Consider the following 12,985-nt stretch of genomic DNA (forward strand, 5'->3'; position numbering starts at 1 on the left):
GTTGAGGGTGGGTGGCCACCGGAGTGAGGCCGGGGGAAGTGAAACGGCTTCGGGGGCGAGCGGGCGGAAGTCAGACGTGGGGCGCGGTGCCCGCCAGGCGGCCCAGCAGGATGCGCGCCTCGTCCCGGGCCGCGGTCACCGCCGGCTCGCCGAGGCCGCACAGCCTCAGGCACGAGGACGCGATGGCGTCGGTGTCGGCCGCTTCCGGTTCACGGGAACGCCGTATCTGAATGACGACTTCAACCAGCTGGATGAGGAGTTCGCCGAGCCGCTCGGCGGACATGCCGCGGGCGACGTCCGCTGTCGCTGCCAGGGCGCCGAGAGCGCCGTAGCTGTCCTGCAGCCGGCCCCGTTCCTCACGGAAGGCGTCGAACTGCTCGGCCCGCACTTCCGGCAGCAGATACAGCGTGCCGATGTTGTACGCAGTGCTGGACAGGGTGCGCACGTCCATCACCGCCACCGCGTAGAGAGCCGCGGCCGCGCTGGTCCGCGCGGGCACCAGCGCCTGGATCTGCTCCACCATCTCCAGGCTGGGCCGAACGGACGTGTCCAGCAGCTCGGCCAGGATGTCGTCCTTGGTGGCGAAGTGGTAGTAGAGCGAGGCCTGCCTGATGCCCACCCGCTCGGCGATCATGCGGGTGCTGGTGGCGGCGATCCCGCGTTCGACGAAGAGCTCCCCGGCGGCGTCGAGGATCTGTGCCCGGGCAGAGGTGCCGGGTTCGGACGGCTGCGAGTGCCGGGGCCTGCCCTGGCGCGGGCGCGTCGTCGTCATCCCCCCATCCTGTCACCCGGTGGGGGGCACCCGAGCCCGCCCGGCGCACGGGTGCCCGCTCCTCGCCGGCTGCTGTCAGGTGGATGCCAGATAGGCTCGCCAGCCACCGAAGCGGGTGATGTCGGGCGTGCCCTCGACGGCGTACGGCTCCACCAGGAAGCCGCTGACCTGACGCCCGTCGGCCAGCTCCACGGTGCCGATGGTCATCGGCGGGGGGACGGCCGCGGTGAACGTCCCGAAGCCCGCCGCCGGCAGCCGCCAGATCTCACCCTCGACGCCCGCCCGCCCGCCGCTGCCCGGCCCGGCCCCGACCGCTCGTACCAGGCCCGGCTTGGGCGGCTCGGTGGCCAGGGCGTGCAGCCGGTACCCGCCGGCGGTACGCACCGGACCCACCAGCGTGCCGCCCGCCTGCACCAGGTGGGCGTTGAGCGGCTGGCCGGTGAGGTGGGCACCGACCACGAACAGGTCGACTCCCGGGTTGGCCAGGCGCTCGGCCAGGACGGCCAGGGCACGGTCGGAGAAGGCCGGGCCCGTGAGCATCACCCCGAACGGCAGGCCGTCCACGCATCCGGCCGGAACCGCGAGGGAGGCGTGGTCCAGCAGGTTGGCGAAGTTGGTGAAGCGCCCCATCCGGGCGTTGGCGCCGACCGGGTCGGCCGCCACCTCCGCCAGGGTGGGATGCCAGGTGGTGGTCGGGGTGAGGAGCGCCGCGCAGCCGTCGAGGGCCGCGCGTCCGGAGGCGCCGAGGGCGGCGAGCCGGGCGGTGTCCGCGGCCCACTCGGCGGCGGTCCGCTCCCGCCCCGCCAGGACGATGGAGGCGACGGTGGCATCGAGGCGGGTACCGATCAGGTCGCGGTGCTTCTCCAGGTGCCCGCCCACGGCCGCGTACCGCTCGGCGACGAACGCGCCGCCGTACAGCAGCTCCGCGGCCTCCAGCAGCGGGGTGATGTCGGCCTCGGTGATCTCCACGCCCGTGGCGGCCAGACGGGCCACCGCGCTGTGGAAGGCGGTGCGCCAGCCGTCGGCCATGCCCTCCAGGTGGTGCGGGGCCGGGACGGCGACCCTGGGGCGTGCGGGCGGCGGCGGGAGCTGGGTGCCGGTGCGGGAGAGCGGGTCGGCCGCATCGGGTCCCTCGACGATCTCCGCCGCGGTGCGGGCCAGGCGCAGATCGCGCGCGAAGACGGTGACGCAGTCCAGGCTGTAGCAGGCGGGCACCACCCCGGTCACGGGCACCAGACCCTTGGTGGGCTTGACCCCGACGATGCCGTTGAGCGCGGCGGGCACCCGCCCGGAGCCGGCCGTGTCCGTGCCGAGGGCGATGTCGGCGATGCCCAGCGCCACCGCGACGGCCGAACCGGAGGAGGAGCCGCCGGAGATGCGGGCCGGATCCCAGGCGTTGCGGACCGCACCGTAGGGGCTGCGGGTGCCGACCAGGCCGGTGGCGAACTGGTCCAGGTTGGTCTTGCCGAGCACCACGGCCCCGGCCGCGCGCAGCCGTGCCACCGCGGGCGCGTCGGCCCCGGGCAGGTAGGCGTACGTCGGCGCGGCCGCCGTGGTGGGCAGGCCGGCCACGTCGATGTTGTCCTTGACGGCTGCCACCAGGCCGGCCAGCGGCAACGCCGGGTCGACGGCGGCCGCTTCGGCGAGCACCTCGTCGCGGGGCCGGAGGTGGATCCAGATCTCCGGCCGGTCGACGGACCGGATGCGGTCGTAGGCGGCCTCGACGCGTTCGGCCGGTGTCATCGCGCTCATGCCCGCACCGCCGCGAGGATCTGCCCGGGGGCGACCTGCTCACCGGGTTTGACGTAGATCTCCAGCAGTGTCCCGGCGGCGGGGGCACTCACTTTGGACTCCATCTTCATGGCCTCCAGCCATAGGATCGGCTCGCCCTCGGCGATGTCGGCGCCCGGCTCGGCGACGGTCTGCCAGACGGTGGCGGTGAACGGCGCGGTGACCGGGACCGCTCCGTCCGGGACGGCGACGGGGTCGGCGGCCGGGGGCCGGGGTTCGTCCACCCGGTCGAACTCGCCGGCGGCACGCCAGCGTTCCTTCTCCGCCTCGAAGGCGGCGCTCTGCCGCTGCCGGAAGGCGGCGATCGATTCGGCCTCGGCCGTCAGGAAGGCGTTGTACTCGGCGATCGAGAAGGTGCCCTCCCGCGTGTCGAAGGCACCGCGGCCGGCGTCGGTCTCCGCACGCAGTTCGAGCAGTTCCTCCGCTGTGACGGGGTACCACTCGATGCGGTCGAAGAAGCGCAGCGCCCACGGCGAGTCCTGGAACAGGCCGCCGGTGCGGAAGCGGTTCCAGATCTGCACGGTGCGGCCGACGAACTGGTAGCCGCCGGGGCCCTCCATGCCGTAGATGCACAGGTAGGCGCCGCCGATGCCGACGGAGTTCTCCGCGGTCCAGGTGCGGGCCGGGTTGTACTTGGTCGTCACCAGGCGGTGCCGTGGGTCGAGCGGGGTGGCGACGGGTGCGCCGAGATAGACGTCTCCGAGGCCGAGCACCAGGTAGGAGGCGTCGAAGACGGTGCGGTACACGTCGTCGGCGCTCTCCAGGCCGTTGACACGCCGGATGAACTCGATGTTCCAGGGGCACCACGGGGCGTCGTCGCGGACCCCGGCCATGTACCGCTCGATGGCCAGCCGGGTCGCCGGGTCGTCCCAGCTGAGCGGCAGCCGCACCGTGCGGGAGGGCACCACCAGCTCGTTGGTCGGCGGTACCTCGTCCTCCAGTTCGCGCAGGAGCGCGGTCAGGTCACGGGCCTTCAACGCGCGGGCATCGGTGTGGACCTGCAGGGAGCGGATGCCGGGGGTGATGTCGATGATGCCGTCGGGCGCGTGGGCGGCGAGGGTCTCCTGCAGGGCGTGCACCCGCATCCGCAGGCCGAGATCGAGCGCCATGGGGCCGTACTCGACGAGGACGTTGTCGTCGCCGTCCCGGCGGTAGGTGACACCGGGGCGGTCGTCCGTGGCCTCCAGGCGGCCCAGTACGCCGTCGTCACCGTCCCCGCCGTCGCTGATCAGTGCGGGAGAGGCGCGACGGGCGTCGAGGCCGGCCGCGTCGGCTTCCCTGACCCCCACGAACCGGACGGTGTCGCCGGGGCGGAGCTGGCCGAGCTTCCACAGCTCGCCGCTGGCGACCACCGCGGGGCAGACGAACCCGCCGAGGGACGGGCCGTCGGGCCCGAGGATGATCGGAGTGTCGCCGGTGAAGTCCAGGGCGCCGACCGCGTACGGCGTGTCGTGGATGTTCGAGGGGTGCAGCCCGGCCTCGCCGCCGTCCTGGCGGGCCCACCGCGGCCGGGGACCGATCAGGCGGATGCCGGTGCGGGCCGAGTTGTGGTGCACCGTGTAGTCGGTGGCGTACAGCGTGTCGATGTCCTCGCGGGTGAAGAACTCGGGTGCCGCGTGCGGTCCCTCGGTGACGCCGATACGCCAGTGGGAGGTGATCGCGGGGCGGCGCCCGTGCGGGGTCGGGCCGCCGCCGGTGCTTGCGGCGGCTCCGGGCCGCAGGACGTCCCCGGGGAGCAGGGCCCGGCCGCCGTGCCCGCCGAAGCCACCGAGGGTGAAGGTCGAGGCGCTGCCCAGGTAGGCGGGTACGTCGATGCCACCCCGGACGGCCACGTAGTTGCGCAGGCCCGGGCCTAGGGAGGTGCCGAGGACGAGGGTGGCGCCGGCCGGAACCGGCACCGGCTCCCACAGGGGTGCCGCGGTGCCGTCCACGGTGACCTGGACGGGAGCGCCGGTGACGGCGACGACGGTGGCGGTGGACAGGCGCAGGGTCAGCCCGCCCGCCGTGACCTCCAGCGCGGGCGCCCCGGGCGGGTTGCCGACGGCCAGGTTGGCCTCGGCGAAGGAGACGGGGTCGAAGGGCCCGCTCGGTGGTACGCCGACGTGCCAGTAGCCGAGCCTGCCGGGAAGGTCCTGGACGGTGGTCATCGCTCCCGGCGTCAGGACGTCGATGCGCGGATCGGGGTCGGCGGTGACGGCGAGCGTGGTGGTGTGGTGCACGGCCTCACGGACCTCGGCCCGCTCGGTCAGCGAGCGCAGCAGACCCAGGTTGGTGACGATGCCGTCGACCCGGCTGGCGCCCAGGGCCTCGCCGAGCACGTCGAACGCGGTGTCCCGGGTGGCGCCGTGCGCGATCACCTTGGCGAGCATGGGGTCGTAGTACGGCGAGATCTCCAGGCCGGTCTCGGCGTAGCCGTCGACGCGGACGCCGGGCATCGGTTCCGCGCCCTGGCCCGGGAAGACCGCCCGCGTGATCAGGCCGGAGGAGGGCAGCGCGTTCTTGTCGGGGTCCTCGGCGTAGACCCGGGCCTCCACGGCGTGTCCGGTGGGCGTCCACTCGCGTTCGAACACCGCGTCGTCGACCCGGCCGTCGCGGGCCAGGGTGAGCATGAGTGCGACCAGGTCGACGCCGTACGCCTCCTCGGTCACCGGGTGTTCGACCTGGAGCCGGGTGTTGACCTCCAGGAAGGCGGCCTCCTCTCGCACCGGGTCGTAGACGAACTCCACGGTCCCCGCGCCGCGGTAGCCGACCGAGGCGAGCAGGCGGCGCGACGAGTCGTGCAGCAGCGCGCGGACATGGCCGGGCAGGGCCGGGGCCGGGGCCTCCTCGATCACCTTCTGGTTGCGGCGCTGCAGCGAGCAGTCGCGGTCGCCGAAGACGGCGATCCTGCCGCTGCCGTCGCCGAAGACCTGCACCTCGACGTGGCGGGCCGGGCGCACCAGGCGCTCCAGGAACACGCCGGCCGACGCGAAGTTGGACTCGGCGAGCGCCGCGACGCGGGCGAAGGCCTCGCGCACCTCCGCGGGGGTGGCGCACGCCTGCATGCCGATGCCGCCGCCCCCGCCGGTGGCCTTGACCATCACGGGCAGCCCGATCGACTCGGCGGCGGTGACGGCCTCCTCGGCGCTCCCGAGCAGCTCCGTCCCGGCCAGCAGGGGGACGCCGGCCGCCGCGGCGAGGGCGCGAGCGGTGTGCTTCTCGCCGAAGGCGGTGATCTGGTCGGCGGTCGGGCCGGCGAAGCGCAGGCCGGCCTCCTCGACGGCACGGGCGAAGGCGGTGTTCTCGGAGAGGAAGCCGTAGCCCGGGTGGACGATTCCGGCGCCGTGGGCGAGTGCGGCCTCGACGATTCTGTCGCCGCGCAAGTACGACTCCCGGGCGGGAGCCGGGCCGAGGCGTACCGCGTGATCGGCCTCGCGGACGTGCGGAGCGGCTCGGTCGGCGTCGGAGAAGACGGCGACGGTGCCGAGGCCCATCTTCCTGGCCGTGCGGATGACGCGGCGGGCTATCTCACCGCGGTTGGCGACGAGGACAGCGGTGGGGCGGGTCACGCGGCGCCCTCCGGGGTGCTGGAATCCTGCGGGAGCCGGGAATGCTTCGGATCTCCCGCGCTGTCCGGAGCGACGACGATCATCCGCAAGGGGGTGGGGTTGAAGTCGTTGCACGGGTTGTTCATCTGCGGGCAGTTGGACACCATCACCAGGACATCGCTCTCGGCGCGGACCGCGACCCGGCGGCCGGGCGCCGACATGCCGTCCACGATGCCCAGCGCGCCGTCCGCCTCGACGGGTACGTTCATGAACCAGTTGAGGTTGGAGACGACGTCCCGAGCCCCGAGGCCGCGCCGGGAGGCCTCGGCGAGGAAGTTCTCACGGCAGCCGTGATGGAACATCACGTGGTGGCCGTAGCGCAGGGTGTTGGACTCCTTGCCGCAGGCGCCGCCGATCGTGTCCTGACGGTCGATCTCGTTGCCGACGACGGTCATCAGCGCACGGCCCTCGTTGCTGCGCAGCACGGTTCCGGTGCGCACGTAGGCGTTGCCTTGCCAGGCGAGCGTGTCGGGGACGCTGTAGCGCTCCTCGGTGTCGTCGGCGTTGTAGAGCAGGCAGTCGGCGGACTGGTTGCCGCCGACGTCGACGATGGTCAGGACGTGTCCCTTGCGCACCACCGCCGACCAGGGTGCGTTGGGTGCCACTTCCTCGTCCAGGACGACCTGGCCCGCAACCAGGCTCGCTCCCCAGTCCAGGGCGGAACCCTCGGCGTACGCGGCGCCGACCGGCACGGTGGAGGCGACGGTGCCGCCCGAGGAGGTCGGACAGGTGGTCAGGGTGTTCTCGGCCTGCGTGGTCCCCATGTCACAACCCCCGGGCTTCGCAGTAGTCGACGGTGTTGAGGTACGCCCGGTGCAGTTCGGGCGTGGCGGTGAACCGTGGCTCGTCCGGGCCGGTGGGGCTGCCCCGCCAGGCGTGCACCCGCAGTGGCCCGACGACGTAGCCGGGGCGCGGGTCCAGCGGATGGGCGACGTTGGCGACCAGCACCAGCAGCGGCATCTCCGCGACGAGTTCGACGTGGGTGCCCGCTCCCGCGCTGCCCCGCCAGGCGAGCGTGCCGTCCGCCTCGACGTGTACGCCCTGGAAGAAGGAGACGCTCGGCGGCAGGTCGCGTCGGCTCAGACCGTGTTTGGCGGCCGCCTTGACGAAGAGTCCGCGGCCGGACGGGGACGGCCCGTGCGGGCGGGCGTCACCGTACTTGCGTTCGTTCCAGGCGTCGGTGGTGGTGCCGCAGAAGGCGTCGTGCCGGCCCGAGGAGTCACCGGTGAGCACGGCCAGGACACGGCCGTCGCCGGACAGCAGCGGGTGGTTCTCACCCAGGTAGGCCCGCCACGGGATCTTCTGGGTGTCGGCGACGTTGAGCCGCTCGACCGGTTCCAGGGCGTTGAAGAGCAGCAGGTGGGCGCAGGCGTCACCGGTCGGGTCGTCGAAGTGCAGCCGGGTGCCGCGGGCGAGGACCTTGTGGGTGTAGCCGCCGGGTGCCACCGTCTCCGCCCACACCAGCGCGGCCGGATCCACTCCCGGTGGCGGGTACGGACTGCTGGACGCCGGAAGGTGCGGCATCCACTCGCCGGCCTGCCCGCCCTGGGCACGTGCGTCCTGCCGGGCGCTTCGAACGCTGTCGGTCCGGTGGAGATCACGGACACGGGCGGGGGACTGCCCGGTGGGGTGCTCGGTGGGGTGTGGGTCGTGCGGCGCGGTGGCCCGCGACTCTTCGGCCGTGGTCATGGGGGTCCCGTGGTCCCTTCGTGGGTGGATTGCCGCTGCCTGTGGTGCCTCTGGAGTGTCAGGCGGGTTCGGCGACGGGTTCGACGGACGGCGGCTCGACGTGGGTGTGGGACACGTGCCTCAACTCGATCCGGCGGTGCAGCCCGCGGGCGAGGAAGTAGGCGGCACCGGCGACGAGACAGAGCCCGATGAACAGCAGGGCGCTCCAGCGCAGCCACCAGGTGCCGCCCGTGAGGTCGTAGATCTCCGCGCGCGGCCACAGCAGGTTGACCGTCATGCCCACCTGGTAGAGCACGGCGAGCGCGGTGATCACCGTGCCCCCGCGGCCCAGCGAGAACAGCGGCCGGCCCGTCTCGTCGACGCCGTCCGGCAGTCCGCCGGTGTGCCGCTGCCGGATCCGGGCGACCAGCAGCGGCAGGGTCACGCCCAGATACGCGAGATACAGCATGGCGATGCACAGGCTGGAGAGGGCGGTGAAGATCGCGGACTGGCGGACGTTCACCAAGAGCGCGATGGCGGCGCCCGCACCCACCACGATCGACGTGATGATCGGCGTGCCGGTGCGGGCCGAGACCTTGGCGAGGTACCGGTGGCCGGGCAGGGCACCCTCGCGCGCCATGGAGTACATCATCCGTGCGCCGGATGTCTGCACGGCGAGCGTGCAGGCGAACACCGCGACCGCGACGCAGCACAGCAGCAGCCTGCCCACAACCGTTCCGAGCCGGTCGGTGAGCACCCAGGAGAGACCGCCGGCGGCCAGTTTCCCGTCGGTCAGGCTGCTCGCCGCCATCAGCCCCGACACGATCAGCGCAGCGCCGCCGACGCCGGAGGTGACCAGGGCACGAAGGATCGTCCGGGGGGTGGTCCGGCGCGGGCTGTGGGTCTCCTCCGCCAGCTCGCCCGCCGAGTCGAAGCCGACCATGACGTACGCCGCCATCAGCGAAGACGCGAGGAAGGCCCCGAAGTAGCCGCCACCACCCGCCCAGCCGGTGGTGTGGGCCACCACCTGCGGGCCCCGCTCGGGCAGGAAGAAGAGCACCAGTACGAGTGCGATCACGCCGACGATCTCCACCGCGACACCGGCACTGGTAGCGGCGGCCATCTGGCGGATGCCCAGGATGTTCACCACTGTGGTGATCACCAGCAGGAGGCAGCCCAGCAGGACCGCGTTGTGCGCGCCGGTCGGTGAGACGATCGACGGGTCGGCGCCGGGACCGCCGACGATCTGGAATCCGGACCAGATGCCCGGCAGCACCGCCTGTGCGGCGATCGCGGCCGCGGCGACGGTGAGGATCTGCCCGATGATCATGATCCAGCCGGTGAACCAGCCCACCGTCGTGCCGGCCAGCCGGCTCGACCACTGGTAGATCGCCCCGGAGAGGGGCCACCGTGCCGCGAGTTCGGCGAAGCAGAGCGCCACCAGCAGCTGCCCCGCGAAGACCAGCGGCCAGGTCCAGAAGAACGCCGCTCCGCCGAGGCCGAAACCGAGGCCGAAGAGCTGGAAGACGGTGGTGAGGATGGACACGAAGGAGAAGCCCGCGGCGAATGACGCGAAGCCACCCACCCCGCGGCGCAGTTCCGGCGGATAGCCGACGGGAGCGGGACTGGTGATGTCGCCGACAGGGCGTGACGCAGCGGTGAGCTCGGACCGTCTCATCACCGCACCTCCGAAGGGTCGAGGTATACCTATCGATCGACAGGTATTGCGATGGTGAGGTGGGTCGGTCTCACTCCCGGGTCGCGACGGTTAACTTGCTGTATCCGGCGCCTCTCACGTGCGGCCTTACGGCAGGGGCCGGGAAACGGAGACCGAGCGGGCCACGGGGAAGGCCGTGGGCCGGCTCCTCCGCTTGGCGCGCGTCCGCACGATGATGCGAACGAAAGTCCCTAGTCGCGCCCGAGGAAGATCGGGTTGGTGAACGCCGCCAGGGCCCCGGGCAGCGGTCCCGCGGCCGCCTCGTGGCGGAGTTCGGCCCGTACGTACGCCGCGTACGACGGTGTGGTGCGCCACTCGACGACGCCCGAGCCGGAGACCGGCAGCGGGGCGCTGGTGTGGAGGACGCCCTGGTCGGTGACGAGGCGGACCGTGCAGCGTGGGGCGCCGGTGACCTCCAGGCGGACGGTGACGGGGGTGTCGCGGCCCACGGTGAGCCGCTCGCCGATGCCCGCGTGCTCACCGCGTCCGCCGGACGCCCGGAAGGACAGTGCGACGCGCGCGGACTCGGCGATGTAGGACCGTCCCGCCCGGATGCCCTCCTGGATCGCCTCCCGGGTCAGGTCGTCGGCCAGGACGACCGTCTGGGGGCTTCCCACCGCGTCCGGGGAGCGGTGGGCGTCGCTGCTGCCCATCGCCGGGAGCCAGCCGCGCCCGTCCCGCACGGACGCCACGAGCATGCTGTCCCAGTCGGCGAGCGCCACCTCGTCGTCGGGCGTGTAGGGGCCGTTCCACACCTCGACGGCGTCCGCCTCGGCGAAGCCGAACTTCCAGTTGCAGCCGACGCAGGTGGCGTGCGGGTGGGCCGGGACGACCAGGCCGCCGGCACGGCGGATCTGCCGGGCGAACCGGCCGAAGCGGTTGTCGCGGGCCCGGTAGCGCCAGTCGACGAAGGTGCCCGGGTCGGTGCCGAGCGCGACGACGTGCCCGTTGCGGGTGGTGATCTCCTCGCCCAGCATGACCAGCAGGTCGTCCCCGGCCACATCGGCCCAGTGGGCGTGCGCCGCGTGTGTGTTGTGCTCGGAGGAGTTGATGAAGTCCAGGCCGGCCGCCCGGGCCAGCTCCCCGATCTCGGCGGGGGTGCGGCGGCCGTCGGAGTGCCAGGAGTGCAGATGGCAGTCGCCCCGGTACCAGGCCCGGCCCCGGCCCTTCGCCCGCTCCGGCGGATACACCGGCTCGGTCGCCTCGCCCGGCTCCCCGTACGTCAGCGTGACCGTGATCTCGTACGACAGGCCCTGCGGGGCGACGGTGTACGGGCCGAGCGCGATGTGCCAGGTGCCCTCGCGCACCGGGCCCGGGAGGTAACCCGGCGTCGCGTCGTCGGCGCGCACGAAGAACTCCGTGCGCGCCCCGCCCGACCAGCCGCGGAAGCCCCGGCCGCCCAGCTCGGTGCCGCGCTCGTCGAAGACGCCGATGTCGAGGGCGTTGCCCGGGGTGCCGGCCGGGACGGACGGCCGGTCGTAGGTGTAGGCGACCTTCAGCTCCCGGACCCCGGCGGGGATCTCGACGGGCACGTACACGAAGTCCGGGGAGCCGGGCGGCAGCGTGCCGCGCACGGTCCTGCTCTCCCGGTCACCGTCGGCCGCTGAAGCGAAGCTCACACTTCCCAACGTAAGCGCGGCCGCCGCTCCCGTCACGAACAGAGCGCGCCGGCCGAACCCGCCGTGGCTGTCCTCGCACATGCTGCTGCTCCCCTGGTGTCGTCGGTGACGTGGCTCGGGTGGTGCGGGGTGTGCGTGTGCACCCTTGTAGTCAGCCGTGAACAGGCGTGCAAGGGAGGGGAATTGGACGGCGGGCAGCAGGGAAACAGGCCGCGGGGTCAGGGTGTGAGGTCCGCGACCCGGGCCGGCAGGGCCGCCTGCACCCGGTTGGTGACCTCCAGCGCGGTGAGGATGCGGCTGACGTGCACCTTGACGGTGCTCTCGCGCATGCCGAGGCGGCCGGCGATGCCGGCGTTGGTCTTACTTCCTCCCCCGGGTGAGCAGGCTGGTCGGCGCGCTCGTCCCCGGCGTCGGCCTGCTCTGGCCGCCGGGCCTCTCGCCCGTACCGGCGCCCTGAGCCTGCCGCTGGTCGTCGCGGTCACCGCGGGCGCCGCGGCGGCCGGTGACTTCCTGGCCCACCGCACCGGAGCCCTGCTCGGCGACCGTCTGCTGAAGGTCCGACCAGTCGGTATGGACAGGTGGGCCGCGCTCGGGTAGTGATGCGTCATGCGCATCGCCGTGACGATCTTCCTCACCGACGAGACGATCACCCCGACCCGGCTCGCCCGGGAACTGGAGGACCGCGGTTTCGCCGGGCTGTACCTGCCCGAGCACACCCACATCCCCGTCGAGCGGACCACTCCGTACCCTGCGGGCGGTGAGCTGCCGCCCGAGTACGGCCGGACCCTGGACCCGTTCGTGGCGCTCGGCCAGGCCGCCGCCGTCACCGGGCGGCTCGGGCTCGGCACGGGCATCACGCTCGTCGCCCAGCACGACCCGATCACCCTGGCCAAGCAGGTCGCGAGCCTGGACCACCTCTCCGGCGGCCGGTTCACCCTCGGGGTCGGATTCGGCTGGAACGTGGAGGAGGCCGCCGACCACGGCGTGCGCTGGAGCACCCGGCGCGAGCTGGTCCGGGACCGGATGGCGCTGATGCGGGCCCTGTGGTCGCAGGCCCCGACCGCTTACGAGGGGAAGTTCGGCAGCGTCCGGGCCAGCCATGCGTATCCCAAGCCCGTGCAGAAGCCGCGCGGCCCGGTCACCGGCCCGCGCACGCTCGTCGGCGGGGCCGCCGGACCCGGGCTCTTCGCCCACATCAGCGAGTGTGCCGACGGCTGGCTGCCGATCGGCGGCCGGGGCCTCGGCGAGACGCTGCCGGTCCTGCGCACCGCCTGGGCCGACGCCGGCCGCGACCCCCGGGCCCTCCAGGTCGTCCCCTACGCCGTCCACCCCACCCCGGGCAAGCTCGCCCGCTACGCCGACCTGGGCATCGAGGAGGTCGTGGTGCAGCTGCCCCCGGCGGGGGAGACGCAGGTGCTCGAGACCCTGGACGGCCTCGCCGGATACCTCTGACAACTCCCGGGCCTGGCAGGGTGGTTGGCGTTCGCTACTAAACTGTGGGTCAACAATCGGCCGGGAGCACACCGGTGCGCGGCTGACCACCGCGCCGGACGGTGTGAGGGGCCCGGCTCACCGACTTCACGGGGGAGAGCGTCATGAGGCTTGCCTGGTTCGCCTGGCTGCTGCGTCACTTCACGGAGTACGGCTACAGCCAGGGGCTGCTGCGCGCCGCGATCGGCACGGCGGCCGTACTGGTGACGTCCGCGCTGGTCTGGTTCGCCCTGCACCGCAACAGACCGGCCGCCGTCGCCGCCGCGGGCCTCACCTCGGCCCTGGGCATCGGGTGGCTGGCCTTCCACTGACGGGGCTTCCCCGCGCGTGATCAGCGCAC

At 73.1% G+C, this 12,985-nt stretch carries 10 protein-coding genes and 1 pseudogene; 3 read left to right on the top strand and 8 right to left on the bottom strand.

Annotated elements, in window-relative coordinates; translation table 11 throughout:
- Positions 1-70 precede the first annotated feature (70 nt).
- From FDO69_RS13495 to FDO69_RS13530, 8 genes and pseudogenes are all read right to left on the bottom strand, one after another.
- Complete coding sequence (locus FDO69_RS13495; RefSeq protein ID WP_104780041.1) at positions 71-772, bottom strand: TetR/AcrR family transcriptional regulator; 702 nt, start codon at positions 770-772, stop codon at positions 71-73.
- A gap of 75 nt (positions 773-847) precedes the next feature.
- Entirely contained in the window at positions 848-2,515 is a 1,668-nt protein-coding gene (locus FDO69_RS13500) for an allophanate hydrolase (protein ID WP_104780042.1), read from the bottom strand.
- Between the two features lie 5 nt (positions 2,516-2,520).
- Positions 2,521-6,111: an urea carboxylase gene (gene uca / locus FDO69_RS13505; protein WP_104780043.1), complete on the bottom strand. Its 3,591-nt coding sequence runs from the start codon at positions 6,109-6,111 to the stop codon at positions 2,521-2,523.
- Entirely contained in the window at positions 6,108-6,914 is an 807-nt protein-coding gene (locus FDO69_RS13510; RefSeq protein ID WP_104780044.1) for an urea amidolyase associated protein UAAP2, read from the bottom strand. The genes uca and FDO69_RS13510 overlap by 4 nt, the downstream gene beginning before the upstream one ends.
- A 1-nt stretch (position 6,915) precedes the next feature.
- Positions 6,916-7,839 (bottom strand): urea amidolyase associated protein UAAP1, encoded by a 924-nt coding sequence (locus FDO69_RS13515; protein WP_104780045.1) that lies wholly within the window; start codon positions 7,837-7,839, stop codon positions 6,916-6,918.
- Positions 7,840-7,897: 58 nt separating this feature from the next.
- Complete coding sequence (locus tag FDO69_RS13520; protein ID WP_104780046.1) at positions 7,898-9,496, bottom strand: amino acid permease; 1,599 nt, start codon at positions 9,494-9,496, stop codon at positions 7,898-7,900.
- Between the two features lie 230 nt (positions 9,497-9,726).
- Complete coding sequence (locus tag FDO69_RS13525; RefSeq protein ID WP_104780047.1) at positions 9,727-11,235, bottom strand: CehA/McbA family metallohydrolase; 1,509 nt, start codon at positions 11,233-11,235, stop codon at positions 9,727-9,729.
- Positions 11,236-11,372: 137 nt separating this feature from the next.
- A pseudogene (locus FDO69_RS13530) lies at positions 11,373-11,516 on the bottom strand (LuxR C-terminal-related transcriptional regulator); the annotation flags it as partial.
- On the opposite strand from FDO69_RS13530, the gene FDO69_RS41605 reads away from it, so the two are divergent.
- The 3 genes from FDO69_RS41605 to FDO69_RS13545 all read left to right on the top strand — a co-directional run bounded on the left by FDO69_RS41605 (position 11,500) and on the right by FDO69_RS13545 (position 12,956).
- The gene (locus tag FDO69_RS41605; RefSeq protein ID WP_199838286.1) at positions 11,500-11,751 is read left to right on the top strand and encodes a hypothetical protein; all 252 of its coding nucleotides are present in this window, start codon (positions 11,500-11,502) and stop codon (positions 11,749-11,751) included. The pseudogene FDO69_RS13530 and the gene FDO69_RS41605 overlap by 17 nt on opposite strands.
- A 9-nt stretch (positions 11,752-11,760) precedes the next feature.
- On the top strand, positions 11,761-12,606 hold the full coding sequence (locus FDO69_RS13540) for an LLM class F420-dependent oxidoreductase (RefSeq protein ID WP_104780048.1): 846 nt from the start codon (positions 11,761-11,763) through the stop codon (positions 12,604-12,606).
- A 143-nt stretch (positions 12,607-12,749) separates the two neighbouring features.
- Positions 12,750-12,956 carry a hypothetical protein gene (locus FDO69_RS13545; RefSeq protein WP_104780049.1) on the top strand — a complete coding sequence of 69 codons (207 nt, stop codon included), beginning with the start codon at positions 12,750-12,752 and terminating at the stop codon, positions 12,954-12,956.
- Positions 12,957-12,985 lie beyond the last annotated feature (29 nt).

Source organism: Streptomyces tibetensis, assembly GCF_007655005.1.
Classification (GTDB): domain Bacteria; phylum Actinomycetota; class Actinomycetes; order Streptomycetales; family Streptomycetaceae; genus Streptomyces; species Streptomyces tibetensis.

What these genes read in the sequence shown, in the direction of transcription:
- FDO69_RS41605 (WP_199838286.1), top strand. Translation starts at nt 11,500, where the DNA reads ATGCCGGCGTTGGTCTTACTTCCTCCCCCGGGTGAGCAGGCTGGTCGG.
- FDO69_RS13540 (WP_104780048.1), top strand. Translation starts at nt 11,761, where the DNA reads ATGCGCATCGCCGTGACGATCTTCCTCACCGACGAGACGATCACCCCG.
- FDO69_RS13495 (WP_104780041.1), bottom strand. Translation starts at nt 772, where the DNA reads ATGACGACGACGCGCCCGCGCCAGGGCAGGCCCCGGCACTCGCAGCCG.
- FDO69_RS13500 (WP_104780042.1), bottom strand. Translation starts at nt 2,515, where the DNA reads ATGACACCGGCCGAACGCGTCGAGGCCGCCTACGACCGCATCCGGTCC.
- FDO69_RS13520 (WP_104780046.1), bottom strand. Translation starts at nt 9,496, where the DNA reads ATGAGACGGTCCGAGCTCACCGCTGCGTCACGCCCTGTCGGCGACATC.
- FDO69_RS13510 (WP_104780044.1), bottom strand. Translation starts at nt 6,914, where the DNA reads ATGGGGACCACGCAGGCCGAGAACACCCTGACCACCTGTCCGACCTCC.
- FDO69_RS13525 (WP_104780047.1), bottom strand. Translation starts at nt 11,235, where the DNA reads ATGTGCGAGGACAGCCACGGCGGGTTCGGCCGGCGCGCTCTGTTCGTG.
- FDO69_RS13515 (WP_104780045.1), bottom strand. Translation starts at nt 7,839, where the DNA reads ATGACCACGGCCGAAGAGTCGCGGGCCACCGCGCCGCACGACCCACAC.
- FDO69_RS13545 (WP_104780049.1), top strand. Translation starts at nt 12,750, where the DNA reads ATGAGGCTTGCCTGGTTCGCCTGGCTGCTGCGTCACTTCACGGAGTAC.